We start from the raw sequence: 22,555 nt of genomic DNA on the forward strand, positions 1-22,555 counted from the left end.
GGGGTTTCCCCCTGTGAGAGTAGGACGCCGCCAAGCTTTTCTAAGGATCAGTTCCAGACGGAACTGGTCTTTTTTGTTTTTTTAAGAAAAGGAACAAACACTCGATCTGGGATGTATACATATACTAAACTACCATCTAAAACATTCTTAATTTTGTATACAATTGAAAGCGCTAGGGCATACTGAAGCTATGAGTGGAGGTGTCACAATGAGCAAAAAAGAGCGAGAAGCGATTTGTTTGATTTGTGAAGAGAAAAAGACAAAGGGAATATATTTATATCATCAGTTTTTGTGCCGAGACTGTGAGCGAAAGTTAATTTCTACATCGACCTCGGATCCTAGCTATGCCGATTATGTAAGAAAGCTTAAAAATCTTCATACGCCGCCTTTGTATTCATAGACCACTAGATGGTCTTTTTTTATGAGCTATCGAGGATTGGACCTGTTTTTTGGAACTTAGTTTGGACAACACCCGTAATAAATAATAAGATAAACAGAGAGCCTGATTATTCATAGGAGTCGATGAACATGAAATCAATCTTTTTCACATTTATATGGGCCATCTTCTCTACTCTTTTCTCGATTGTGATTTTAACCGTCAGTATTGGGGTTTTCCACCATCATGTTGGATTATCGATACTGTATGCGATGATTGGGTGGGGTGCGATGTTTGCAGGAAGCAGATGGGTTGCTTTCCAGTTGTTTTTAAAGAAACACGGATTGTCTCGTAGTGATTATGTATATATTAAACAGCACTTCAAAGAAGCAGGGCAAAAGCTGGTTCGTTTGAAGAAAGCTTTATTTGCTGTGAAAAACATGCAGACGATCAAACATAATTATGAAATCCTTCGGCTTGCACGACGAATCTATACGATTACAAAAAAGGAACCGAACCGATTTTATGATGCACAGCGATTTTATTTCGAAAGTTTGGATTCTGTCGTTGAACTAATCGAAAAATATGCATTACTGTATAATCAGCCTAATCGCAGTCATGAGCTTGAAATGACACTGAGCCAAACTCGAGTTACACTGACAGAGCTGCAAAAGCAATTGACGAATGATTTGCAGCAAGTTTTAGGAAGAGACATAGAAGCCCTTCACATTGAACTTGAAGTGGCCGATAAAATGATCAAAAAATAGATGAAAGGAGTCAGACTCGATGAAACCAGAAGATCAAGTCACACCACCATCAGCATCTACTATAGATCTTCAGTTTCGGGTGTTTGATACCTTATCTGATAAGGAAAAACAAGAGGCTATAGAGCGGGCTGAAAAGATCCCTGACAATCCGCAAAAGCTGCTTTTCTATGGTACACGTGTGCAGGAACGATTATTGGAACAATCACAACACATGATGAAATATGTTGAGAAAAAAGATATCGATCAAATAGGAGATGTGCTTGAAGCCTTTTTGCAGCAACTACATTTAGTGGAGCCAGAGGATTTACTGCCAAAGAAGCAGGGCCCTTTTTTGAGGTTGTTTCATCGGGGGAAGCGTTCTACTCAGGAGATCATTTCTCGTTTTAAACAAGCAGAAGCTCAAATAGAGAGATTATCAGCAAGGCTCCGTTACGCAAGAGGCGTATTAATCTCCGACCATAAGTTATTAGAGCGTTTATTTGAAGAAAATCAAACATATTTCCAAGAGATGACGCTACAGGTTGCAGCAGTTGAAGCGAAATTGACACAGTTAGAGCAGCAGGTCCTATCAGAAGCGAAACATTCTAATGATCGGACATTAGAGGAGCAATTGATGAGTCAGGAAGTAAATGAGGAAGAATATATGGAGAGATTGAAAGAACGGAAGTATGACTTGCTGTTAAGCCGGCAAATTGCACTGCAATGTAATGCCCAAATTCGGATGATTCAGTATACAAATCATACCTTAGCCAATCATATCCAATCAACCGTCTCCGCATCTATTCCTCTATGGATCAACCAAATGTCAATTGCATTAACTCATATTCAGCAGCGAGCCAATTCAGCCCTTGAGCAGCGAATCCAACAAACGTATGAAAAGGTATCAAAGCAGCAGGGACAGCTTCTTGAAGACGCATCATTAACGCCTATAGATACGTTGAAAAAGGCTCAACGCCAATTAGCCGAAACATTACAGAAAACGTTACAGGTGAAAGAACATGGGAGCCAAGAGAGAGCTCAATTAAAAAGCAACATGTACGAGGCGGAGCAGAAGCTGGCGAATCATCAACCAATAAAGGAATGAGAAACCATCTTTCGGTTCACTTGTTTGAACGTTATAATAGAAATAAGATATCGTTTAAGTGAAAAGGGTCGATTTGTTTGAAAACACCTTTATATACAGCATTATCACAACATGCGGAAAAGAAGCCTTATTCTTTTCACGTTCCAGGACATCACAATGGAGATGTCTTTTTTGATGAGGCACGGTCTTACTATGCATCAATTCTTCAGCTGGATGTGACGGAGCTTGAAGGTCTAGATGATCTCCACCACCCGACTGGTGTGATTCAAGAGGCAGAGGATTTATTGGCAAAGCTATATGGGGCAAAGCAAAGCTTTTTCCTTGTGAATGGCACAACAGTTGGAAATCTAGCGATGGTGATGGCTGCATGTCGGACTGAAGATGAGATTTTTGTTCAGCGAAATTGTCATAAGTCTGTTTTCCATGCGATTGAGCTTGCAGGAGCAACGCCTATTATGTTAGACACTGAGATCGATTCATGCTTGCACGTCCCAACCCATGTTACTGATGAAACAGTCAAAAAAGCTATCGCGAAACACCCGAACTGCCGAGCAATCGTTTTGACGTATCCGAACTACTATGGACATGCAGCTGATTTATCAAAGCTGATTCACATGTGTCATGAAGCGGGCATGATTGTTTTGGTTGATGAGGCACATGGTGCGCATTTTGTATTAGGCGGCGCCTTTCCTCCATCTGCCCTTTCCTACGGAGCAGACGTGGTGGTACAATCAGCACATAAAACCCTTCCAGCGATGACGATGGGTTCTTATCTCCATCTCCAAGGGTACCGAATAGATGCGAAGCGTATGAAGACATTGTTAACGATGCTTCAAAGCAGTTCACCTTCTTATCCAATTATGGCTACGTTAGATGTGGCGAGAGCTTATGTTGAGGAGATCAAGGGAAAAGGGAAATTGGACGGAATCATGACAGGGCTGGCAAAGCTGAAAGAACAGTTCAACAGGATGTCCAATCTCGAAGTGGTCGAGTCTGACTCGTTATCTACGGATCCATTAAAATGCGTCATTCGTTCAACAAAAGGGCTGACAGGCTATGAACTAAAAAAGGTGCTTGAATCGGTTGATGTTCACCCAGAACTTGCGGATGAACATCAAGTCTTACTCGTTTTTGGTCTGGGACAGACGAAGGACGTCCCTTTTTCAGCCATAGAGCAGGCGCTTCAGCAAAGTGATGTATTGCTTGAAAAAAAAGAGCATCTTCAAAAGGCGACGCGATTCATAGAGGTCGATCAGCAAAGACAAGACATAGAAGCCGTCCCATTCGAAAAAGCAGCAGGCCTGATCAGTGCAGAATCGGTTATTCCCTATCCGCCTGGCATTCCTTTGATGATTAAGGGAGAGCGTATTGAAGCGGATCAAATTTCGAAGTTAAGCCGTTTACTTGGACATCACGTTCATGTTCAAGCAAGTCAGGTGATTCACCAGAGAAAATTATATGTTTATATAGAAGAGGAGACACTATGAGTGGTATGTTTATTACGTTTGAAGGGCCAGAGGGTGCTGGAAAAACGACAGTGATACGAAAAGTGTACGAAGAAATGGAGCGCCAAGGATATGCAGTGATGGCGACACGAGAGCCAGGAGGCATCGAAATTGCAGAGCAGATTCGTGAAGTCATTTTAAACGAAAAAAATACAAAAATGGACGCAAAAACAGAGGCATTGCTGTATGCAGCAGCAAGAAGACAGCATTTGGCTGAGAAAGTAGAACCGGCATTGCAACGCGGGGACACGGTCTTATGTGATCGTTTTGTCGATAGCTCCCTTGCTTATCAAGGCTATGCGAGAGGGCTTGGGATTGAAGAAGTCAAATCAATTAACGATTTTGCCATTAATGGTACAATGCCGCAAATGACTATTTACTTTTCCATTACACCAGAGGAAGGTCTAAAGCGAATCGACGCCAATCAAGGAAGAGAAAAAAATCGATTAGATATGGAGACCCTGAATTTCCACCAGCTGGTCAGAGAAGGCTATGAATTACTAATTGCGCAATCACCAGAACGATTCCGTGTAGTGGATGCGTCTCAGCCGATGCAGGATGTCTATGAAGAAGTGCTTCAGTTGATTCAGGACACATTAAAGAAAAATCAAATATGACCTGATTCCCAATCGTTGTTATAATATAGAGGAAGACATCGGCATGTCACCTGTGCCTAAAACGAAGGAGGCCAATCAAATGAAATTAATTGTTGCCGTTGTACAGGACCAAGATAGCAGCAAATTGTTGAAAATATTGACTGAACATCATTTCGGCGTGACAAAATTAGCTTCAACTGGTGGGTTTTTAAAGTCTGGAAATACGACTTTTATCATTGGTTGTGATGATGTCCGAGTGGATAAGGCATTACAGCTTATAAAGGAAAATTGCCGTAAACGTGATCAAATGATCGCGCCTGTATCACCAATGGGTGGAAATGCAGATTCATACGTACCATACCCTGTTGAGGTTGAAGTTGGTGGAGCTACTGTCTTTATTCTGCCAGTTGAACAATTTCATCAATTTTAAGGATGGGTTGCTGTGAAAATTAATCAAGATATGCGGCTGCTTTTAGAAAAGCGTGAACTTCAAGCGATTAAAGGAAGCCAGACATCTGCTTCTTTTAAAGCTTCTATGGAGACGCAAAGCGGCAAAATGCGCTTAGAACAACTGACGGTCATGCTGAGTGATATCGAGGTGTTCGGTAAAAAGCTGACAAAGTCACGAAACCTAAAGGATTTAGCCAGGTTTAAAGGACTTGTGAAGCGCTTTGTGAAAGAGACCGTCGATAATGGATTAAATATAGAGACGTCAAGGAGCTTTGACCTTTATGGCAACACGCGAACACTCGCTTTAGTCAAAGCATTAGATGAAAAGCTTATTGAATTAACAGAGGATATGATGGATCAAGAGAAACCCTCTATTGATTTGCTTGAACGTATTGGAGAAATAAAAGGTTTATTGATTAACCTTTACACATAGAGAGTGATAACATGGCAATTAGCTGGGATGACATGAATGATTTGCAGCCGCGCGTCATGCGGCTGATTTTTAATAGTATTGATAAAGACCGACTTGCCCATGCTTACTTATTTGAAGGGAAAAAAGGGACAGGAAAGCTAGATGCTGCCATGCTTTTGGCTAAGAGCTTTTTTTGCTTGGAAGCAGGAGTGAAACCATGTGAATCTTGTCAAAACTGCAAAAGGATTGAGTCTGGAAACCATCCAGATTTACATGTAGTGCAGCCTGACGGCCAATCGATTAAGAAAGCGCAAGTGCAGGCATTGCAGGAGGAATTTACAAAAGCAGGTGTAGAATCGCACCGGAAAATGTATATCATTCTTCATGCGGACAAAATGACGGTCAATGCCGCGAACAGTTTATTAAAGTTCCTAGAGGAGCCTAATCGGGAAACGATGGCGGTTTTAATCACTGAGCAATCGCATAAAATGCTGGATACGATTATTTCAAGATGTCAGATGCTTAGCTTTCAGCCGTTGCAGCCACAATCTTTGGAGCAGCAGCTTTTACAAGAAGGCGTATCTCAGCATCTTGCAAGGCTTTTGTCGAATTTAACTAATAATTTAGCAGAAGCACTCGAATTAAGTCGAAATGATCAGTTTGCAGAGTCTAGAGCGAAAGTGATAAAATTGTATGAAGTCTTACACCAGCGAAAAGAACATGCATTTTTTTATATACAAGATCAATGGATGCCTTTTTTCAAAGAGAAAGACCTTCAAGAAACAGGTCTGGATATGCTTTTATTTATATATCGTGATGTATTGTCGATTCAAATAGGAAATGAAGATAAAGTCATTTATCAAGACTTATTCCAGACAATGGAGCAGCACGCGCTGCATTCCACACAGCAGATGGTGACGAACCAGATCCTTGCTGTATTAGAAGCGAAAAAGAGACTTCAATCCAACGTGAATGCCCAAGGGCTAATGGAGCAATTGGTGTTGATGTTGCAGGAGGGATAAGCTTGTACAACGTAATTGGTGTTCGCTTTAAAAAAGCGGGCAAAATCTATTATTTCGATCCTAATGGATTTCATATAGAAAATGATAGTTGTGTCATTGTAGAAACGGTCAGAGGGGTTGAGTACGGACAAGTGGTCATCGCGAATAAAAAAGTAGATGAACACGACGTGGTCCTTCCTCTACGTAAGGTGATTCGTGTAGCAGACGAACGAGACCGGCTCATCGTTGAGGAAAACAAAGAAGCAGCGATGGCAGCCTTTGATACATGTCTTCAGAAGGTAAGTGAACACGGCCTGGAAATGAAGCTAGTCGATGTTGAATTTACATTTGACCGAAACAAGGTTATCTTCTATTTTACAGCGGACGGCAGAGTAGATTTTCGTGAGCTGGTGAAGGATCTCGCATCGATTTTCAAGACGAGAATTGAACTTCGCCAAATCGGTGTAAGAGATGAGGCAAAAATGCTGGGCGGCATAGGTCCTTGTGGAAGAATGCTTTGCTGTTCAACATTTCTAGGAGATTTTGAACCGGTGTCCATAAAAATGGCAAAAGATCAAAACCTGTCGTTAAACCCTACGAAAATTTCTGGGCTTTGCGGCCGTTTGATGTGCTGCTTGAAATATGAGAATGATGAGTATGAAACAGCGAAAGAACAATTACCGGATATCGGTGAAACGATTCAGACGTCTAATGGCTCTGCAAAGGTAGTAGGGCTCAACATTTTAGAACGAATTTTGCAAGTTGAATTAACCGGGCAAGAAAAAGTGGTAGAATATACTTGGGAAGAATTATTACAAGAAGGCGTTGTATCTGCACAAACAACTGAGTAACGAGGTGTGCCACCTTGGATAAAAAGGAACTATTTGATACAGTGATCAATTTAGAAGAACAAATCGGTTCTCTTTATCGACAGCTAGGAGATTTGAAAAATCATATCGGTGAAGTGATTGAAGAAAATCATCAGCTTCAGATGGAGAATCAGCACTTGCGTGAACGTCTGGATCAATCCGATCGAGACAAATCGTCTGAGGCGGAGAATGATTTTGCCCAGAAGTCAAGTCATTCTGATATAGGAGAAGGTCATGATAACCTTGCTCGGTTATATCAGGAAGGCTTCCATATTTGTAATGTACATTATGGGAGTATTCGTAAAGAGGGAGACTGTTTGTTCTGTCTGTCATTTTTAAATAAAAAATGAGAAAAGGCTTCCGCTGAATCGGGAGCCTTTTTCACAGGAATAGAAAGGATACATCATGGTTTCGTTAAGAGAAGATGAACGTTTAGATTACTTGCTCGCTGAAGATATGAAAATTATTCAAAGTAAAACCGTGTTCGCCTTTTCATTGGATGCGGTATTATTAGCAAAATTTGCGTATGTGCCGATCCAAAAGGGAGAAATCATCGATCTATGTACGGGAAATGGCATCGTGCCATTGCTGCTTTCAACTCGATCTAAGGCCTCTATTACAGGTGTTGAAATCCAAGAACGTCTGTTTGATATGGCGAAAAGAAGTGTGGAGCATAATCAATTAGAGCATCAGATTGAATTGATACATGGTGATTTGAATGATATGCCAGAACGCTATGGGAACCACAAAGTAGATGTGATCACATGTAATCCGCCGTATTTTAAGACACCCTCTAAGGATGAAATCAATGAAAATGAATATTTGGCAATTGCACGGCATGAAATTCATTGTACATTAGAAGACGTCATTCGTGTTTCTTCCACTTTGCTGAAGCAAGGGGGCAAACTGGCAATGGTTCACCGCCCAGGACGGTTGCTTGAGATTGTTGAAATGATGAAGAAATACCGTATTGAGCCAAAGCGAATTCGATTTGTTTATCCTAAACAGGGGAAAGAAGCCAATACAATCTTAGTAGAAGGCATGAAAGATGGAAAGCCAGATTTGAAAATATTGCCGCCCCTCTTTGTTTATGGGGAAGACCAAGAGTATACAGAAGAAATCAGGACGATACTATATGGAGAAGCATAATCATTACTTTTATGTATTGAAATGTGCAGATGGCAGTTTGTATGCTGGGTATACAAATGACTTACAAAAAAGGCTGACTACCCACAATAGTGGAAAGGGAGCAAAATATACAAGAGCGAGACGGCCGGTTGAGCTTTATTACCATGAATGTTTTTCAACCAAAAGAGAAGCCATGCAGCAAGAATATCGTTTCAAAACTTGGACACGTCAAAAGAAAGACATTTATATAGAAGAAATGCGAATGGAAAAGGAGGCGGCACATGAAAAAGACACAGAAGAGCTTTGATGGTCAATCCGAAATGGGTATTCTTTATCTCGTACCAACCCCAATTGGAAACTTAGAAGATATGACGTTCCGAGCGATACAAACGTTAAAAGATGTAGACTATATTGCCGCAGAAGATACGAGACAAACGAAAAAGCTTTGTCATGTATATGAAATTGATACACCGTTAACGAGTTATCATGAGCATAACAAAGATAGCAGTGGTTACAAGTTAATCGAATGGCTAAAAGAAGGGAAAAATATCGCACTAGTGAGCGATGCTGGTTTACCGACTATTTCTGATCCTGGAGCTGAAGTGGTTCGAGACTTTACAAGCATCGGAGGCTATGTCATTCCGCTACCTGGTGCAAACGCGGCATTAACGGCGCTCATTGCGTCAGGGATCGCGCCACAGCCATTTTTCTTTTACGGTTTTCTTGATCGTCAAAAAAAAGAAAAGAAAAAACAGCTGGAAGCATTGAAGAAACGCCAGGAAACGATTATTTTCTATGAAGCGCCCCATCGGTTAAAAGAAACGCTGACCGTGATGAAGGCAGTGTGGGGGAACCGGAACATAGCGATTACGCGAGAACTGACAAAAAAATTCGAAGAGTTTATTCGTGGAGATTTAGAGTACGTGCTGACATGGGCTACGGAACAACAAATTCGCGGCGAATTTTGTCTTGTGGTACAAGGAAATGACCAGGATGAAGAAGAGCTGAATGAAGAAGCCTGGTGGAAGGCCTTATCTGAAAAAGAACACGTGATCCATTACATAGAGGAAGGATTGACGTCGAAGGAAGCCATTAAACGTACAGCAGTCGAACGTGGTGTGCCAAAGCGCACGATATACGATGCCTATCATATTGAACAATAAAGAAAGGTTCTTGCAAACGGTGCAAGAACCTTTTTATATGAAACTTATTTTTGTGATTGAAGTTGGTTTTGGATTTCGTTAATGATTTGCTCTGCACCTTCACGGCTAAGAACTAATTTACCATTAGCAAGTTTAAGGTTATCGTCTGATACTTCACCTGTTACTTGGCAAGTCATGTTTGGTTTATATTTTTTTAGGATAATTTTTTCATCATCAACATAAATTTCCAAAGCGTCTTTTTCAGCGATTCCTAGTGTACGACGAAGTTCGATTGGAATCACCACGCGTCCTAATTCGTCAACTTTACGTACAATACCTGTAGATTTCATCTTCATTCTCCTCCCAAAAAGTTCTTATTCTTAATATAATATTATCTTCGTCATTATTCGACAAATTCCTTACATTCCTAGCATAACAAGGTTTCCATAAATCGTCAATCATTTTGTTTACTATTGTTTGTAAAATATGACTCTTAAAGTCAAAGGACCTTGAAACTATTGGTGTATAAGGATTTTGTGGACTTCGTCTATGAAAACATGATAAATGACGAGAACAGATTGACAAGACTTTTGCCCTAAATTAGCCAATTATAAATCTGGAAGTATATTTCATACGACAATATTCGACAAAATGTCGAGCGGTTTGTCGTTTTTTCGAAAAACTCATCTTTTTCGATCATTTCAGCTTGTTCTATGTATATATGCTTGATCTTAAAGGCTAAGATGGTATCATAGAGAAAGCACAAGTGCAAAACATAATGAAATGATCTGACACATTTTAATGAAGTGATTATAGCCGCTCTCGTCCATTGGGCGGGAGCTTTTGACATTTACACACACGCAGGAGGTTCCGACATGCCGGAAAAGAAAAAAACGTTTTATCTGACAACACCTATTTACTATCCGAGCGGAAAATTACATATTGGACATGCTTATACGACAGTGGCAGGGGATGCCATGGCTCGTTATAAACGTCTTCAAGGCTATGATGTGATGTATTTAACAGGTACAGATGAGCACGGACAAAAAATTCAGCAAAAAGCTGAAGAACAAAATATTACACCGATTGAGTATTTAGATCCCGTCGTTGCAGACATTCAATCATTATGGAAGAAACTCGACATTTCAAATGATGATTTCATTCGTACAACGGAAAAAAGGCATACGAAAATCATTGAGCAAGTCTTCCAAAAGCTGCTTGATCAAGGAGATATCTATTTAGATCAATATGAGGGCTGGTACAGTATTCCTGATGAAACATTCTATACGGAAACACAGCTTGTTGATGTTGAGCGAAATGAGAAAGGTGAAGTCATTGGCGGGAAAAGCCCCGACAGTGGTCACCCTGTTGAATTGATTAAAGAGGAATCATATTTCTTCCGTATGAGTAAGTATGCAGATCGTTTACTGGACTACTACGAAAAGAACCCATCGTTCATTCAGCCTGAATCAAGAAAGAATGAAATGATCAATAACTTCATTAAACCAGGTTTAGAGGATTTAGCTGTATCAAGAACAACCTTTGATTGGGGAATTAAAGTACCTAATAATCCGAAACACGTGATTTATGTATGGATTGATGCGTTATTCAACTATTTAACAGCGATTGGCTATGGAACCGATCAGGATGAAAAATATAAAAAATATTGGCCTGCCAACGTGCACCTTGTAGGGAAAGAAATTGTGCGCTTCCATACAATTTATTGGCCAATTATGCTGATGGCACTTGATCTGCCTCTGCCGAAACAAATTTTCGCACACGGCTGGCTGCTCATGAAAGATGGCAAAATGTCTAAATCAAAAGGGAATGTGGTAGATCCGGTCACATTAATTGATCGCTATGGTCTTGATGCCCTTCGTTATTATCTACTTCGCGAAGTGCCATTTGGTGCGGATGGCGTGTTTACACCAGAAGGATTTGTGGAACGTGTAAACTATGATCTTGCCAATGATTTAGGGAACTTACTTAACCGTACGGTCGCGATGGTACAAAAATATTTTGATGGTACATTAAGCAGCTATAAGGGTCCTGTCAATGAATTTGATGAGGAGCTTAAAGCTGTGGCTGAACAAACGGTAAAAGCCTATGAAGAAGCGATGGAAAACCTTGAATTCTCGGTGGCTCTTACAAATGTTTGGACATTGATCAGCAGAACTAATAAATATATTGATCAAACAGCTCCATGGGTGTTAGCGAAGGATGAAACGAAACGAAAAGAACTGCACTCTGTCATGTATCATTTGGCAGAATCACTTCGAATCACAGCAGTGCAATTAACACCATTCTTAACAAAAACACCTGAGAAAATCTTCTTCCAGCTTGGAATTGAAGAAGAGAAGCTTAAAAGCTGGGACAGCATTCTTTCTTTTGGTGCGATTCAAAAAGCAACAGTACAAAAAGGAGAGCCGTTGTTCCCGCGTTTAGAGGTTGAAGAAGAAGTGGCGTACATTAAAGAGAAAATGCAGGGAAGTGCGCCTAAGGTAGAAGAAGAGAAAGCTGAAATAGAAGAAACGGAATTACCTGAACTGGGAGCAGAAATTGCATTTGATGATTTCTCGAAAGTTGATCTTCGAGTAGCACAAGTTTTGGAAGCAGCTCCAGTTAAAAAAGCGGATCGTCTCTTAAAGCTTCAGCTTGATTTTGGATTTGAAAAAAGACAAATTGTCTCAGGGATTGCCAAGCATTATCAACCAGATGAATTGGTAGGGAAGAAGCTTGTTTGCGTAGCAAATCTCACGCCAGTTAAACTCAGAGGGGAAATTTCCCAGGGAATGATTTTAACTGGGGAAACTGGTGGGAAATTGCAGGTCCTTGAAGTGGATCAATCTCTAGCGAATGGAACAAAAATTTTATAAATCAACAAAGGTGTTCCACGTGTAACATTTCGTCGAACACCTTTTGTTTTTTAGGAGAATTGTCGAAAGGAGCAATCAACGATGTTATTTGATACACATGCCCATTTAAATGCGGAACAATACAATGAAGACTTAGAGCAGGTGATCGAAAGAGCGAAAAGTGAAAAGGTAGAGAAAATCGTCGTAGTCGGGTTTGACCGCTCAACCATAACGAGAGCGATGGAGTTAATTGAAGAGTATGATTTCATTTATGCAGCGATCGGCTGGCATCCTGTCGATGCCATTGATATGACAGATGAGGATTTGGCTTGGATCAAAGAATTATCTCAACATGAAAAGGTCGTTGCCATTGGAGAAATGGGTCTGGATTACTATTGGGACAAGTCGCCAAAAGATGTACAAAAAGAAGTCTTTAGACGTCAAATTGCTCTTGCGAAGGAAGTGAATCTGCCAATCATCATTCATAACCGTGACGCAACGGAAGATGTCGTGACGATCTTAAAGGAAGAGGGAGCGGCGGAAGTTGGTGGTATTATGCACTGCTTTACAGGAAGCCTAGAAATTGCAAAAGCGTGTATGGATATGAACTTTTATATTTCATTCGGTGGACCCGTGACATTTAAAAATGCCAAAAAACCGAAAGAAGTTGTAAAGGACATACCAAGTGATCGACTATTGATTGAAACAGACTGCCCATATTTAACACCAGCGCCATTTAGAGGGAAACGAAATGAGCCAAGCTATGTGAAATATATCGCAGAGCAAATTGCCGAATTACGAGAAATCAGCTTTGAAGAGCTTGCTGAATTGACAACAGAAAATGCGAAAAAAGTTTTCCGTATAAACTGACAGTATATGATGTCAAACCTTGTTTAAGCCTGTCCAATTGTGAAACATAACGAAAAAGTTCTACACGTTTGCTGTTCCTCATAGGATAAGTTGTCGATAAGTCTTTCTTCCCTTCCTTCCATAAATCTCCCATAATAGGTTTGCAATCGAGCATTTTTGTACAGTGGGTGGAAGGGTTGACAGGTTTTGAGATACTCTATATAATCTCTCCGAGGAGAAGGAGGCGTTTTTCATCGTACAAAAAATGAAAAATCTGTTTTCTGTCAAGCTAGGAAAAGGCAAGGTTTTATTACTAGTCGCTTGCTTACTTTTAGCTGGAACTGGGACGGCTTACGGTGCGCACGAGTTCACTAAGCAGTCTATTACCATTTCAATCAATGGTAAGGAGAAGACAATTCGTACACATGAAGAGACAGTAGCACAGCTGCTTTCAGACCTTGGGATAAGGACCAGGGCGGAGGATCATATCTCTCCAAGTCTAAATACAAAGATTCAAGACAATATGAACATTGTGTATGATGCGGCTATACCGGTTCATCTGACCCTAGATGGGAAAGAGAAAACGATATGGACAACAGATCAGACGGTTGGAGCATTATTGAAGAATGAGAAGATAGATATTGGGAAGCACGATCAAGTGACTCCAGGAAAGAATGACAAGATTAAAAAGAATATGAATCTTGTGGTTCAGCAGGCCTTCCAGGTCAGCTTAAAGGATGGAGGAAAGGATAAAAAAGTGTGGACCACTTCGACTACGGTCGCTGACTTTTTAAAGCAACAAGAGCTGAGGCTCAAGAAGCACGATAAGATCAAACCTGCGCTACATAGTAACATTTCTAAAGAAAGCGCAGATATCCAGATCACTCGGGTGGAAAAAGTCACCGATGTAGTGGAAGAGAAAATTGCTTTTGATACCAAACATAAAAAGGATCGTTCTCTTGAAAAAGGAAAAGAGAAGGTGCTTAAAAAAGGTGAAGAAGGTAAATTGAAGAAGCACTATGCCATTGTGAAAGAAAACGGCATAGTGGTGTCTAAAGAATTAATCAAAGAAGTAACTGAAAAAGATAGCAAGGATCGTATAGTGGCCATTGGTACTCAAGTGTCCAAAAAGGAACCTAAAGCATCCCCTGCAGTTTCAAGAAGCAATGAATCATCAGGAAAAGAATTCTACGTGGCGTCAACAGCCTATACAGCGAGCTGTGCTGGATGTACGGGCAGAACGTCTACAGGTTTTAATTTAAAAGCAAATCCGGGTGCAAAGGTCATAGCAGTTGATCCGAGTGTCATTCCGCTAGGCTCTAAAGTGTATGTGGAAGGCTATGGATATGCCGTTGCATCAGACACTGGATCTGCTATAAAAGGGAATAAAATTGATGTGTTCGTCCCAAGTAAGTCGGCAGCTTATCAATGGGGAAATAAACGAGTAAAAATTAGAGTGCTCAAATAAACACATCAAATCATTTATATGAACAGAGGGCTTTGCGCACCCTCTGTTTTTTTGGTTATAATAGAAGCACTGTTTTCTAATTAATTAGACGCAAAAACAGCATGAAAGGTTTCATTTTCTGACCAAAAAATGTTTATTGTTTTTGCAAGCGGAGGAATAAATGAAAATCAAAGAAATCATTGTGGTGGAGGGTCGTGATGACACTGCCAGAGTGAAGATGGCCGTTGATGCAGATACGATCGAAACAAACGGATCTGCCATTGGCGATACAGTCATTCAACAAGTGCGTCTTGCTCAGGAGACGAGGGGTGTCATTATTTTAACAGACCCTGATTTTCCTGGTGAAAAGATCCGTAAAACCATCGCAGAAGCGGTTCCGGGTTGTAAGCACGCTTTTTTGCCAAAACATCTTGCGAAAGCGAAGCGGGACAAAGGGATTGGCGTCGAGCACGCTTCCTTGGACAGTATTCGGGAATGCCTTGCTCATGTCCATGAGGAAATGGAAGAATCGGAAAGTGACATTACATTAGACGACTTATTTGACGCAGGCCTTATCGGAGGCGATGCATCGAAACGCCGCCGCGAACGACTAGGTGTGCTTTTAAATATAGGATATACCAATGCGAAGCAGCTGCAAAAGCGCCTTCATATGTTTCAAATAACCAAACATGATTTTATTGCGGCCTTAAAGACCGTCATGCAGGAGGAAGCCGATGAATAAAGATATTGCGACACCCGTCAGAACGAAGGAAATACTAAAGAAGTACGGTTTCTCTTTTAAAAAGAGCTTAGGGCAGAACTTTTTAATTGATACAAATATTTTAGATCGTATAGTCGATCATGCAGAGATTACGGATGAGACCGGCGTTATTGAAATTGGACCTGGTATCGGCGCATTGACAGAACAGCTCGCTAAACGAGCAAAGAAAGTGACCGCTTTCGAAATCGACCAGCGTTTATTGCCCATTTTAAACGATACACTTTCTCCATATGATAATGTCACCATCATTCACCAAGACGTATTGAAGGCGGATGTAGGAAAGGTCATCGAAGAAAACTTTGCTGACTGTAAAGAAGTGATGGTTGTAGCCAACCTTCCTTATTACGTGACGACACCGATTATTATGAAATTGCTGGAAGAAAACCTTCCATTGAAAGGGATTGTGGTCATGCTGCAAAAAGAAGTCGCAGATCGTATGGCAGCTGTCCCTTCATCGAAGGAATACAACTCGCTTTCTATTGCGGTTCAATTTTATACGGAAGCGAAAACGGTCATGGTTGTGCCTAAAACCGTTTTCGTTCCCCAGCCAAATGTTGATTCGGCTGTTATTAAACTAACAGTTCGTGAAACGCCTGCTGTCTCAGTAGAAAATGATGCATTTTTCTTTCAGCTCATCCGTGCGAGCTTTGGCCAGCGCCGGAAGACATTGATGAATAACCTGTTGAACAATCTGCCTGATGGTAAAAAACATAAAGCCATCATTGAAGAAGCCCTTGAAACAGCTGACATTGATGGAAAGCGACGCGGTGAGTCATTATCCATTGAGGAATTTGCCCGTTTAGCGAACGTTTTACAAAAAGCCCTACTTTAAGGGCTTCAGGCTGTCGAGAAAATCCCGACAATTTTTTTTAAGGTCTAGATACACCGTATATTGAATGTAACGAAAGCGAAAAACACCATATATCGTTTCGTGAACAGTTGAAAAGACAAAAATGAGGGCTTTGTTGACACCTTGTCTTGAAAACCCCCACTTTCTCTTTAAATCTGAAGCCCTACTTTAAGGGCTTTTTCTTTTGTTTTTCACCACTTTATCCGTTCGGGCATAGGCTAGAAAGAACAGCACACATGAAAGATGAACATGTTCAACGCAAGACGATACCAACAGGATATGAGCCTGATTGTGGAGTGAAAAGCATGCAATTTCAAATAGGAGATATGGTGACGAGGGCATCCTATCAAATGGATATTATGTTTCGTATCATTCGAATTGATGAGACAGATCAGCACGAAGCCACCGCCATTTTGCATGGGAATGAAGTGAGGCTGATTGCTGATGCAAAGATGTCTGACTTGGTCTTGATTCAAAAAGAGGAGCAGCTGACAAGAGAGAAGGACGACGAACGAAAAATTAACGAATCGCTCGATTTACTCAGACAGGATTATCAGCTGCTGCGTGAAAAACAAGAATATTATACTTCTGGACAATATCAGCATCAGGAGCAGTATTTTCACATGCCTGGAAAGGTTCTTCATTTAGATGGAGATGCTTCGTACTTAAAGAAATGCTTAGACGTATATGAACGAATTGGTGTGCCTGTGTATGGCGTTCATTGCCATGAGAAGAAAATGCCAAGCATGATTGACTCGTTAATCGATCAATATCGGCCTGATATCTTGGTCATCACAGGACATGATGCGTATTCCAAGCAAAAAGGCGGTGTACATGATATCGGTGCCTATCGCCATTCTCGTCATTTCGTTGAAACGGTTCAAAAAGCAAGAAGGAAAATTCCGCATTTAGATCAGCTTGTGATCTTTGCAGGTGCCTGTCAATCTCATTTTGAATCATTGATCCAAGCAGGTGCCAATTTTGCAAGCTCACCTTCTCGTGTCAACATCCATGCGCTAGACCCCGTCTATATTGTTGCGAAGATCAGCTTCACTCCATTTGTAGATCGAATCAACGTGTGGGATGTGCTCCGAAATACATTAACAAGAGAAAAAGGTCTCGGAGGAATCGAAACGAAGGGTGTTTTAAGGGTAGGTATGCCATATAAAAGAGACCAAGAATCGACATAACCCGACTGATTTCAGTCTGGTTTTTTTTATATTCAAAAAGAAATTTCAAACGGATACATAATTCACCGGAATTTGAGAAAAATAGGGAGAAGAAAAGGTAGAAGTTTGTCAAAATTATTTTGTTGACAATGGCTCGTGTTCGTTGATATAATTTAATTTTTATTTGACAAAAACGGGCCGTTGTTGTATAATTATCTCAGTGAGGTGGATGCAATGGCGAAGACTTTGTCCGACATCAAAAGATCGCTTGATGGTAACTTAGGTAAACGTTTGACGTTAAAGGCTAACGGAGGCCGCCGTAAAACAATTGAGCGTTCGGGCATTTTAGCTGAAACGTACCCTTCTGTTTTTGTGATTCAATTAGATCAAGATGAGAATTCGTTTGAAAGAGTTTCTTACAGTTATGCAGATATACTGACTGAGACGGTCGAATTAACGTTCGATGATACTGCTAGCTCAGTCGCCTATTAATGGGCAGTGAACTTCTTGTTTACTGCTTTTTGTTTTGCCTTTTTTTCTGTATGGGCGCCTGTCCATTATTTGAAAGGGGTAAAAGGAAAGATTCGATACAAAATAAGAAAGCCACGAAGCGGTGGCGCTGATTCGAATTCTCGACTAAAGGGGCTGTTTCGTTTGGGTAGACGCCGAGGCATTATGTCAGATGAGTTCAAATACGAACTGGCGAAGGATCTTGGATTTTATGATACCGTCAAAAATGGAGGCTGGGGAGAGATTCGTGCGCGTGACGCAGGTAACATGGTCAAACGTGCCATTGAATTAGCTCAACAGCACATGGCTCAGGATGAGAATCAACGATAGATAAACGGTCAGGGATACCTCGGGTGTCTCTGGCTTTTTTTGATGGAAAAGTCAGTGTGCTAGGCGTTAAAGCCAATATTCATCAGATCCATCAAATGTGATACAATATTGATACTTATGTTTAGATGGAGAAGTAGGTGAAATGTTTGCGTATTTTAGAAAAAGCACCGGCAAAAATTAATCTTTCACTTGATGTTCATGGAAAAAGACCGGATGGATATCACGAAGTGGAGATGGTGATGACAACAATAGACCTTGCAGATCGACTAGAGCTGACGGAGCTGGACAAAGATGAAATCCGTGTATCATCTCATAATCGATTTGTGCCAGATGATCAGCGTAATCTGGCCTATCAGGCGGCTAAATTACTAAAAACAAGATTCGGTATTCAAAAAGGAGTATCGATTGTCATCACAAAATCAATTCCTGTCGCAGCAGGTCTAGCTGGGGGCAGCAGCGATGCGGCAGCGGCTCTGCGCGGCTTAAATCGCTTGTGGAAGTTAAATCTCACGTTAGATGAACTAGCTGAGCTTGGAGCGGAGATCGGATCAGATGTCTCTTTTTGTGTACACGGAGGGACAGCACTAGCGACAGGACGTGGAGAGAAACTGAAGCATATTGCGACACCTCCGCATTGCTGGGTTATTTTAGCGAAGCCGGTGATTGGGGTATCTACAGCTGAAGTCTACAGACAATACGACGCAAGCAAAGTAGAACACCCAAATGTAGAGCGTATGATAGAAGCAATTGAAGCGAAAGACTATAAAGGGATGTGCGGCTCACTCGGTAACGTTTTGGAATCTGTGACATTGAAGATGTATCCAGAAGTAGATATGATTAAGAGACAGATGAAGCGTTTCGGTGCAGATGCTGTTTTAATGAGTGGAAGCGGCCCAACTGTATTTGGCTTGATTCAATATGAATCTAAGGTACAAAGAATATATAACGGACTGAGAGGATTTTGTGATCAAGTTTACGCTGTCCGCATGATCGGCGAACAAAATGCCCTTGATTAAATCCGTATATTAAGTTATATTATTCATAAATTATTCGGGTTCTGGGGGTAAGTTCATGAAGTTTCGTCGAAGCGGCAGATTGGTGGACTTAACAAATTATTTGTTAACCCACCCGCACGTACTAGTACCGTTAACATTTTTTGCAGAGCGATATCAATCTGCGAAGTCCTCCATTAGTGAAGACTTAACAATTATTAAACAGACCTTCGAACAGCAGGGCATAGGCACATTGCTTACTGTACCTGGTGCTGCTGGCGGAGTGAAATATATTCCAAAGATTCACCTAAAAGAAGCAGACGACGTAGTAAACGATATCGGAGAGGCTTTATCGACTCCTGAACGTGTACTTCCTGGCGGCTATTTATATTTAACCGATGTTTTAGGCAATCCATCGATTCTTGCGAAAATCGGTAAGCTTTTTGCGACCATCTTTGCGGACCGTGCGATTGATGTTGTCATGACCGTTGCGACGAAAGGTATTCCAATTGCCTATTCTGTTGCAGGTTATTTAAATGTGCCTGTTGTGATCGTTAGAAAAGATAATAAGGTAACCGAGGGATCAACTGTGAGTATTAATTATGCGTCAGGTTCTTCTAACCGAATTCAAACCATGTCACTTGCAAAACGGAGCTTAGATAAAGGATCCAATGTCCTGATCATTGATGACTTTATGAAAGCGGGCGGAACCATTAACGGCATGATGAATCTGCTTGAGGAATTCAATGCAAATGTTGCAGGGATCGGTGTTCTTTTAGAAGATGAGGGCGTAGATGAACGTCTTGTCGATGAATATATATCGTTGTTAAAGCTCTCAACCATTGATATGAAGCAGAAGATCATTGAGATCAATGAAGGTAATTTCCACGAGTTTTTTCATTCCAAAGCTTAAGCTTTGATCAAACATGTATTTGAATGGGAGAAATTGATATGACAAAAGTTGTTCAAACCAAAAACGCACCAGCAGCCATTGGACCTTACTCTCAAGGAATGATTGTCAATAACATGTTTTACAGCTCAGGCCAGATTCCATTAACGCCAGCTGGAGATTTCGTAAACGGAGATATTAAAGACCAAACACATCAAGTTTTCCGTAATCTCGAGGCCGTACTTGAAGCAGCAGGTGCTTCATTTGAAACAGTCGTGAAGGCAACTGTTTTCATTAAAGATATGGAACAATTTGCTGAAGTGAATGAAGTGTACGGTGAGTATTTCCATACGCATAAGCCAGCTCGTTCATGTGTAGAAGTAGCAAGACTTCCAAAGGATGCACTTGTAGAAATTGAAGTTGTTGCACTAGTGAAATAAACAGGCAGCCTCATTGAAAGCCGTTTGGTTTCATCATATGCAGGAAAAGGCATCATCATGATGTCTTTTTTTCACGTAACAGATGTAAGCGCCGTCATTTAAATGACAAAAAATGTATAAATATCCCGATATTTCAAAAAAAGTTTAAAAAAAGAGCAGGAGAATCACCACAATCGTTGAATACCTAAGTAATGCTTTTATATTGGGAAAAGGTGGTGAACTACTGTGGAAGTTACTGACGTAAGATTACGCCGCGTGAATACCGATGGTCGCATGAGGGCGATTGCATCCATCACGCTGGACCACGAATTTGTTGTTCATGATATTCGTGTGATTGATGGAAATAATGGGTTGTTTGTTGCAATGCCTAGCAAACGCACGCCTGATGGAGAGTTTCGCGATATTGCACATCCAATTAACTCAAGCACTCGGGGTAAAATCCAAGATGCTGTTTTAAATGAATATCATCGCTTAGGCGAAGAAGAAGAAACAATTGAATATGAAGAAGCTGGAGCTTCTTAATCATATGTGAAACCAAAAAGACAGCTTTAAGAGAAAATGGAATGTTTTCTTTTAAATGCTGTCTTTTTTGCGTTTTTTCTTCTGTTTCTTCTGTGTATCATCCATTAGAAAATTATTGTACTTCCTCATGTATCCTTGAAATCAGTTCATATTTAGGATATATTTTTCTATGGATAATAGGGATATTGGAGGCCAATCAATGGATAAGCGGTTCGCAGTGATATTAGCAGCGGGAAAAGGAACGAGAATGAAGTCAAAGCTATACAAAGTACTTCATCCAGTTTGCGGAAAGCCAATGGTCGAGCATGTGGCAGATGAAGCGTTAAAGCTTTCTTTAGCCAAACTTGTGACGATTGTCGGTCATGGAGCAGAGGACGTCAAGGAACAGCTTGGGGATAGAAGTGAATATGCACTTCAAGAAGAACAGCTGGGAACAGCACATGCCGTCAAACAAGCAAAGTCGTTCCTCGCGCAGGAAAAGGGAACAACCATTGTCATCTGTGGAGATACGCCATTATTGACAGCGGAAACAATGGAAGCCATGTTAACCGAGCATCAAAAACATCAAGCGAAGGTCACTATTTTAACAGCACATGCGGATGACCCAACAGGCTATGGCCGTATTATTCGTGACGAAACAGATGCTGTTGTGAAGATTGTGGAGCATAAAGATGCCAATGATGCAGAACGTCAAGTGAATGAAATTAATACAGGGACCTATTGCTTCGCAAATGAAGATCTCTTCCGTGTGATTGAGCAAGTGTCGAATGAAAATGCACAGGGCGAATACTATTTGCCAGATGTCATTGAAATTTTAAAGAATGAAGGACAAACAGTTGCAGCCTATCAAACACCGCATTTTGAAGAAACACTTGGAGTAAATGATCGTATTGCTCTATCACAAGCAGAGCAATTCATGAAGCGACGTATTAATCATCAGCATATGAAGAATGGTGTGACCTTGATTGATCCTGAGAACACGTATATCTCGCCAGATGCTGTCATCGGTGAAGATACAATCATTTATCCTGGGACGGTCATCAAAGGGAATGTAAAAATCGGTGCAGACGCCACCATTGGGCCGAACACTGAAATTGTTGATAGCATCATCGGAGATCGAACAGTGATTAAGCAATCTGTCGTCTGCGATAGTGATGTAGGAGTAGATGTGACAATTGGGCCGTTTGCGCATATTCGCCCGTTGTCGAAAATTGGCGATGAAGTGAAGATCGGGAATTTTGTCGAAATCAAGAAAACGGTTTTCGGTGACCGCAGCAAAGCATCCCACCTAAGCTATATTGGAGATGCAGAGGTCGGCACTGATGTAAACCTTGGCTGTGGATCAATTACAGTCAACTATGATGGGAAGAACAAATTCATAACAAAGATTGAAGACGGCGCCTTTATTGGCTGTAATTCAAATCTCGTCGCACCAGTCACTGTCGGAAAAGGGGCATATGTTGCAGCCGGTTCAACGGTTACAGAAGATGTGCCGCAGGATGCATTGTCTATTGCTAGAGCAAGACAAGTCAATAAAGAAGATTATGTGAAAAATATTCATAAAAAATAATCCAAATACCCGGAGGTTTAC

27 protein-coding genes are annotated in these 22,555 nt (G+C 41.0%); 26 read left to right on the plus strand and 1 reads right to left on the minus strand.

The genetic code is table 11. The annotated features are described in order from the left end of the window. The first annotated feature begins 208 nt into the window (after positions 1-208). From R0K30_RS18750 to rsmI, 13 genes are all read left to right on the plus strand, one after another. Positions 209-400 carry a sigma factor G inhibitor Gin gene (locus tag R0K30_RS18750; protein WP_017359334.1) on the plus strand — a complete coding sequence of 64 codons (192 nt, stop codon included), beginning with the start codon at positions 209-211 and terminating at the stop codon, positions 398-400. Between the two features lie 128 nt (positions 401-528). Further along, positions 529-1,143: a 5-bromo-4-chloroindolyl phosphate hydrolysis family protein gene (locus R0K30_RS18755; RefSeq protein ID WP_099728344.1), complete on the plus strand. Its 615-nt coding sequence runs from the start codon at positions 529-531 to the stop codon at positions 1,141-1,143. A gap of 19 nt (positions 1,144-1,162) precedes the next feature. Then, positions 1,163-2,227 carry a toxic anion resistance protein gene (locus R0K30_RS18760; protein WP_410612236.1) on the plus strand — a complete coding sequence of 355 codons (1,065 nt, stop codon included), beginning with the start codon at positions 1,163-1,165 and terminating at the stop codon, positions 2,225-2,227. A 77-nt stretch (positions 2,228-2,304) separates the two neighbouring features. After that, a complete protein-coding gene (locus R0K30_RS18765) occupies positions 2,305-3,714 on the plus strand; it encodes an aminotransferase class I/II-fold pyridoxal phosphate-dependent enzyme (protein ID WP_410612238.1) in 1,410 nt (469 codons plus the stop codon). Beyond that, the gene (gene tmk, locus R0K30_RS18770; RefSeq protein WP_410612240.1) at positions 3,711-4,349 is read left to right on the plus strand and encodes a dTMP kinase; all 639 of its coding nucleotides are present in this window, start codon (positions 3,711-3,713) and stop codon (positions 4,347-4,349) included. The genes R0K30_RS18765 and tmk overlap by 4 nt, the downstream gene beginning before the upstream one ends. Before the next feature lie 79 nt (positions 4,350-4,428). Continuing rightward, the gene (locus R0K30_RS18775; RefSeq protein ID WP_024425625.1) at positions 4,429-4,758 is read left to right on the plus strand and encodes a cyclic-di-AMP receptor; all 330 of its coding nucleotides are present in this window, start codon (positions 4,429-4,431) and stop codon (positions 4,756-4,758) included. A gap of 12 nt (positions 4,759-4,770) precedes the next feature. Further along, a complete protein-coding gene (locus tag R0K30_RS18780) occupies positions 4,771-5,211 on the plus strand; it encodes a YaaR family protein (RefSeq protein ID WP_230031690.1) in 441 nt (146 codons plus the stop codon). Between the two features lie 11 nt (positions 5,212-5,222). Then, the gene (gene holB, locus R0K30_RS18785) at positions 5,223-6,212 is read left to right on the plus strand and encodes a DNA polymerase III subunit delta' (protein WP_230031691.1); all 990 of its coding nucleotides are present in this window, start codon (positions 5,223-5,225) and stop codon (positions 6,210-6,212) included. A gap of 2 nt (positions 6,213-6,214) precedes the next feature. Next, positions 6,215-7,042: a competence/sporulation regulator complex protein RicT gene (gene ricT, locus R0K30_RS18790; protein WP_099728338.1), complete on the plus strand. Its 828-nt coding sequence runs from the start codon at positions 6,215-6,217 to the stop codon at positions 7,040-7,042. A 14-nt stretch (positions 7,043-7,056) separates the two neighbouring features. Beyond that, positions 7,057-7,410, plus strand: coding sequence for a DNA replication initiation control protein YabA (gene yabA / locus R0K30_RS18795; protein ID WP_230031692.1), 354 nt, complete (start codon positions 7,057-7,059; stop codon positions 7,408-7,410). A gap of 55 nt (positions 7,411-7,465) precedes the next feature. Beyond that, positions 7,466-8,209, plus strand: a complete 744-nt coding sequence (locus tag R0K30_RS18800; RefSeq protein WP_230031693.1) for a tRNA1(Val) (adenine(37)-N6)-methyltransferase — start codon at positions 7,466-7,468, stop codon at positions 8,207-8,209. Next, positions 8,196-8,495, plus strand: coding sequence for a GIY-YIG nuclease family protein (locus tag R0K30_RS18805; RefSeq protein ID WP_099728336.1), 300 nt, complete (start codon positions 8,196-8,198; stop codon positions 8,493-8,495). Before R0K30_RS18800 ends, R0K30_RS18805 begins: the two co-directional genes overlap by 14 nt. Continuing rightward, positions 8,470-9,351: a 16S rRNA (cytidine(1402)-2'-O)-methyltransferase gene (rsmI, locus tag R0K30_RS18810; RefSeq protein WP_099728335.1), complete on the plus strand. Its 882-nt coding sequence runs from the start codon at positions 8,470-8,472 to the stop codon at positions 9,349-9,351. Before R0K30_RS18805 ends, rsmI begins: the two co-directional genes overlap by 26 nt. A gap of 44 nt (positions 9,352-9,395) precedes the next feature. Here rsmI and abrB read toward each other — a convergent pair whose 3' ends face one another. Beyond that, positions 9,396-9,686: a transition state genes transcriptional regulator AbrB gene (abrB, locus tag R0K30_RS18815; protein ID WP_087975202.1), complete on the minus strand. Its 291-nt coding sequence runs from the start codon at positions 9,684-9,686 to the stop codon at positions 9,396-9,398. Between the two features lie 519 nt (positions 9,687-10,205). Here abrB and metG point away from each other — a divergent pair. The 13 genes from metG (at position 10,206) to glmU (ending at position 22,534) form a co-directional block, all read left to right on the plus strand. Beyond that, a complete protein-coding gene (metG, locus tag R0K30_RS18820; RefSeq protein WP_099728334.1) occupies positions 10,206-12,206 on the plus strand; it encodes a methionine--tRNA ligase in 2,001 nt (666 codons plus the stop codon). 81 nt (positions 12,207-12,287) lie between these two features. Continuing rightward, complete coding sequence (locus tag R0K30_RS18825; RefSeq protein ID WP_230031695.1) at positions 12,288-13,055, plus strand: TatD family hydrolase; 768 nt, start codon at positions 12,288-12,290, stop codon at positions 13,053-13,055. A 244-nt stretch (positions 13,056-13,299) separates the two neighbouring features. Continuing rightward, positions 13,300-14,502: a ubiquitin-like domain-containing protein gene (locus R0K30_RS18830; protein ID WP_410612246.1), complete on the plus strand. Its 1,203-nt coding sequence runs from the start codon at positions 13,300-13,302 to the stop codon at positions 14,500-14,502. A 160-nt stretch (positions 14,503-14,662) separates the two neighbouring features. Beyond that, the gene (gene rnmV / locus R0K30_RS18835) at positions 14,663-15,223 is read left to right on the plus strand and encodes a ribonuclease M5 (protein ID WP_034324499.1); all 561 of its coding nucleotides are present in this window, start codon (positions 14,663-14,665) and stop codon (positions 15,221-15,223) included. Continuing rightward, complete coding sequence (rsmA, locus tag R0K30_RS18840) at positions 15,216-16,094, plus strand: 16S rRNA (adenine(1518)-N(6)/adenine(1519)-N(6))-dimethyltransferase RsmA (protein ID WP_099728331.1); 879 nt, start codon at positions 15,216-15,218, stop codon at positions 16,092-16,094. Before rnmV ends, rsmA begins: the two co-directional genes overlap by 8 nt. 323 nt (positions 16,095-16,417) lie before the next feature. Continuing rightward, positions 16,418-17,302 carry a sporulation peptidase YabG gene (gene yabG / locus R0K30_RS18845; protein ID WP_099728346.1) on the plus strand — a complete coding sequence of 295 codons (885 nt, stop codon included), beginning with the start codon at positions 16,418-16,420 and terminating at the stop codon, positions 17,300-17,302. A gap of 213 nt (positions 17,303-17,515) precedes the next feature. Then, on the plus strand, positions 17,516-17,773 hold the full coding sequence (gene veg / locus R0K30_RS18850) for a biofilm formation stimulator Veg (RefSeq protein WP_003217979.1): 258 nt from the start codon (positions 17,516-17,518) through the stop codon (positions 17,771-17,773). A gap of 162 nt (positions 17,774-17,935) precedes the next feature. Next, positions 17,936-18,121 (plus strand): small, acid-soluble spore protein, alpha/beta type, encoded by a 186-nt coding sequence (locus R0K30_RS18855; protein ID WP_012008653.1) that lies wholly within the window; start codon positions 17,936-17,938, stop codon positions 18,119-18,121. Positions 18,122-18,267: 146 nt separating this feature from the next. Then, positions 18,268-19,137 carry a 4-(cytidine 5'-diphospho)-2-C-methyl-D-erythritol kinase gene (gene ispE, locus R0K30_RS18860; RefSeq protein ID WP_410612249.1) on the plus strand — a complete coding sequence of 290 codons (870 nt, stop codon included), beginning with the start codon at positions 18,268-18,270 and terminating at the stop codon, positions 19,135-19,137. A 55-nt stretch (positions 19,138-19,192) separates the two neighbouring features. Next, positions 19,193-20,026 (plus strand): pur operon repressor, encoded by an 834-nt coding sequence (purR, locus tag R0K30_RS18865; protein WP_099728329.1) that lies wholly within the window; start codon positions 19,193-19,195, stop codon positions 20,024-20,026. Positions 20,027-20,064: 38 nt separating this feature from the next. Next, complete coding sequence (gene ridA / locus R0K30_RS18870; RefSeq protein WP_099728328.1) at positions 20,065-20,442, plus strand: 2-iminobutanoate/2-iminopropanoate deaminase; 378 nt, start codon at positions 20,065-20,067, stop codon at positions 20,440-20,442. 225 nt (positions 20,443-20,667) lie between these two features. Further along, the gene (gene spoVG / locus R0K30_RS18875; protein ID WP_008357439.1) at positions 20,668-20,964 is read left to right on the plus strand and encodes a septation regulator SpoVG; all 297 of its coding nucleotides are present in this window, start codon (positions 20,668-20,670) and stop codon (positions 20,962-20,964) included. 199 nt (positions 20,965-21,163) lie between these two features. Continuing rightward, positions 21,164-22,534: a bifunctional UDP-N-acetylglucosamine diphosphorylase/glucosamine-1-phosphate N-acetyltransferase GlmU gene (glmU, locus tag R0K30_RS18880; RefSeq protein WP_410612253.1), complete on the plus strand. Its 1,371-nt coding sequence runs from the start codon at positions 21,164-21,166 to the stop codon at positions 22,532-22,534. Positions 22,535-22,555: the final 21 nt, after the last annotated feature.

The organism is Bacillus sp. SIMBA_154 (assembly GCF_046536015.1).
GTDB lineage: Bacteria > Bacillota > Bacilli > Bacillales > Bacillaceae > Bacillus > Bacillus pumilus_P.

What these genes read in the sequence shown, in the direction of transcription:
- rnmV (WP_034324499.1), top strand. Translation starts at nt 14,663, where the DNA reads ATGAAAATCAAAGAAATCATTGTGGTGGAGGGTCGTGATGACACTGCC.
- R0K30_RS18755 (WP_099728344.1), top strand. Translation starts at nt 529, where the DNA reads ATGAAATCAATCTTTTTCACATTTATATGGGCCATCTTCTCTACTCTT.
- veg (WP_003217979.1), top strand. Translation starts at nt 17,516, where the DNA reads ATGGCGAAGACTTTGTCCGACATCAAAAGATCGCTTGATGGTAACTTA.
- R0K30_RS18775 (WP_024425625.1), top strand. Translation starts at nt 4,429, where the DNA reads ATGAAATTAATTGTTGCCGTTGTACAGGACCAAGATAGCAGCAAATTG.
- yabG (WP_099728346.1), top strand. Translation starts at nt 16,418, where the DNA reads ATGCAATTTCAAATAGGAGATATGGTGACGAGGGCATCCTATCAAATG.
- abrB (WP_087975202.1), bottom strand. Translation starts at nt 9,686, where the DNA reads ATGAAGATGAAATCTACAGGTATTGTACGTAAAGTTGACGAATTAGGA.
- R0K30_RS18825 (WP_230031695.1), top strand. Translation starts at nt 12,288, where the DNA reads ATGTTATTTGATACACATGCCCATTTAAATGCGGAACAATACAATGAA.
- R0K30_RS18805 (WP_099728336.1), top strand. Translation starts at nt 8,196, where the DNA reads ATGGAGAAGCATAATCATTACTTTTATGTATTGAAATGTGCAGATGGC.
- glmU (WP_410612253.1), top strand. Translation starts at nt 21,164, where the DNA reads ATGGATAAGCGGTTCGCAGTGATATTAGCAGCGGGAAAAGGAACGAGA.
- R0K30_RS18760 (WP_410612236.1), top strand. Translation starts at nt 1,163, where the DNA reads ATGAAACCAGAAGATCAAGTCACACCACCATCAGCATCTACTATAGAT.
- ridA (WP_099728328.1), top strand. Translation starts at nt 20,065, where the DNA reads ATGACAAAAGTTGTTCAAACCAAAAACGCACCAGCAGCCATTGGACCT.
- rsmA (WP_099728331.1), top strand. Translation starts at nt 15,216, where the DNA reads ATGAATAAAGATATTGCGACACCCGTCAGAACGAAGGAAATACTAAAG.
- R0K30_RS18800 (WP_230031693.1), top strand. Translation starts at nt 7,466, where the DNA reads ATGGTTTCGTTAAGAGAAGATGAACGTTTAGATTACTTGCTCGCTGAA.
- R0K30_RS18750 (WP_017359334.1), top strand. Translation starts at nt 209, where the DNA reads ATGAGCAAAAAAGAGCGAGAAGCGATTTGTTTGATTTGTGAAGAGAAA.
- R0K30_RS18830 (WP_410612246.1), top strand. Translation starts at nt 13,300, where the DNA reads ATGAAAAATCTGTTTTCTGTCAAGCTAGGAAAAGGCAAGGTTTTATTA.
- metG (WP_099728334.1), top strand. Translation starts at nt 10,206, where the DNA reads ATGCCGGAAAAGAAAAAAACGTTTTATCTGACAACACCTATTTACTAT.
- purR (WP_099728329.1), top strand. Translation starts at nt 19,193, where the DNA reads ATGAAGTTTCGTCGAAGCGGCAGATTGGTGGACTTAACAAATTATTTG.
- holB (WP_230031691.1), top strand. Translation starts at nt 5,223, where the DNA reads ATGGCAATTAGCTGGGATGACATGAATGATTTGCAGCCGCGCGTCATG.
- tmk (WP_410612240.1), top strand. Translation starts at nt 3,711, where the DNA reads ATGAGTGGTATGTTTATTACGTTTGAAGGGCCAGAGGGTGCTGGAAAA.
- rsmI (WP_099728335.1), top strand. Translation starts at nt 8,470, where the DNA reads ATGAAAAAGACACAGAAGAGCTTTGATGGTCAATCCGAAATGGGTATT.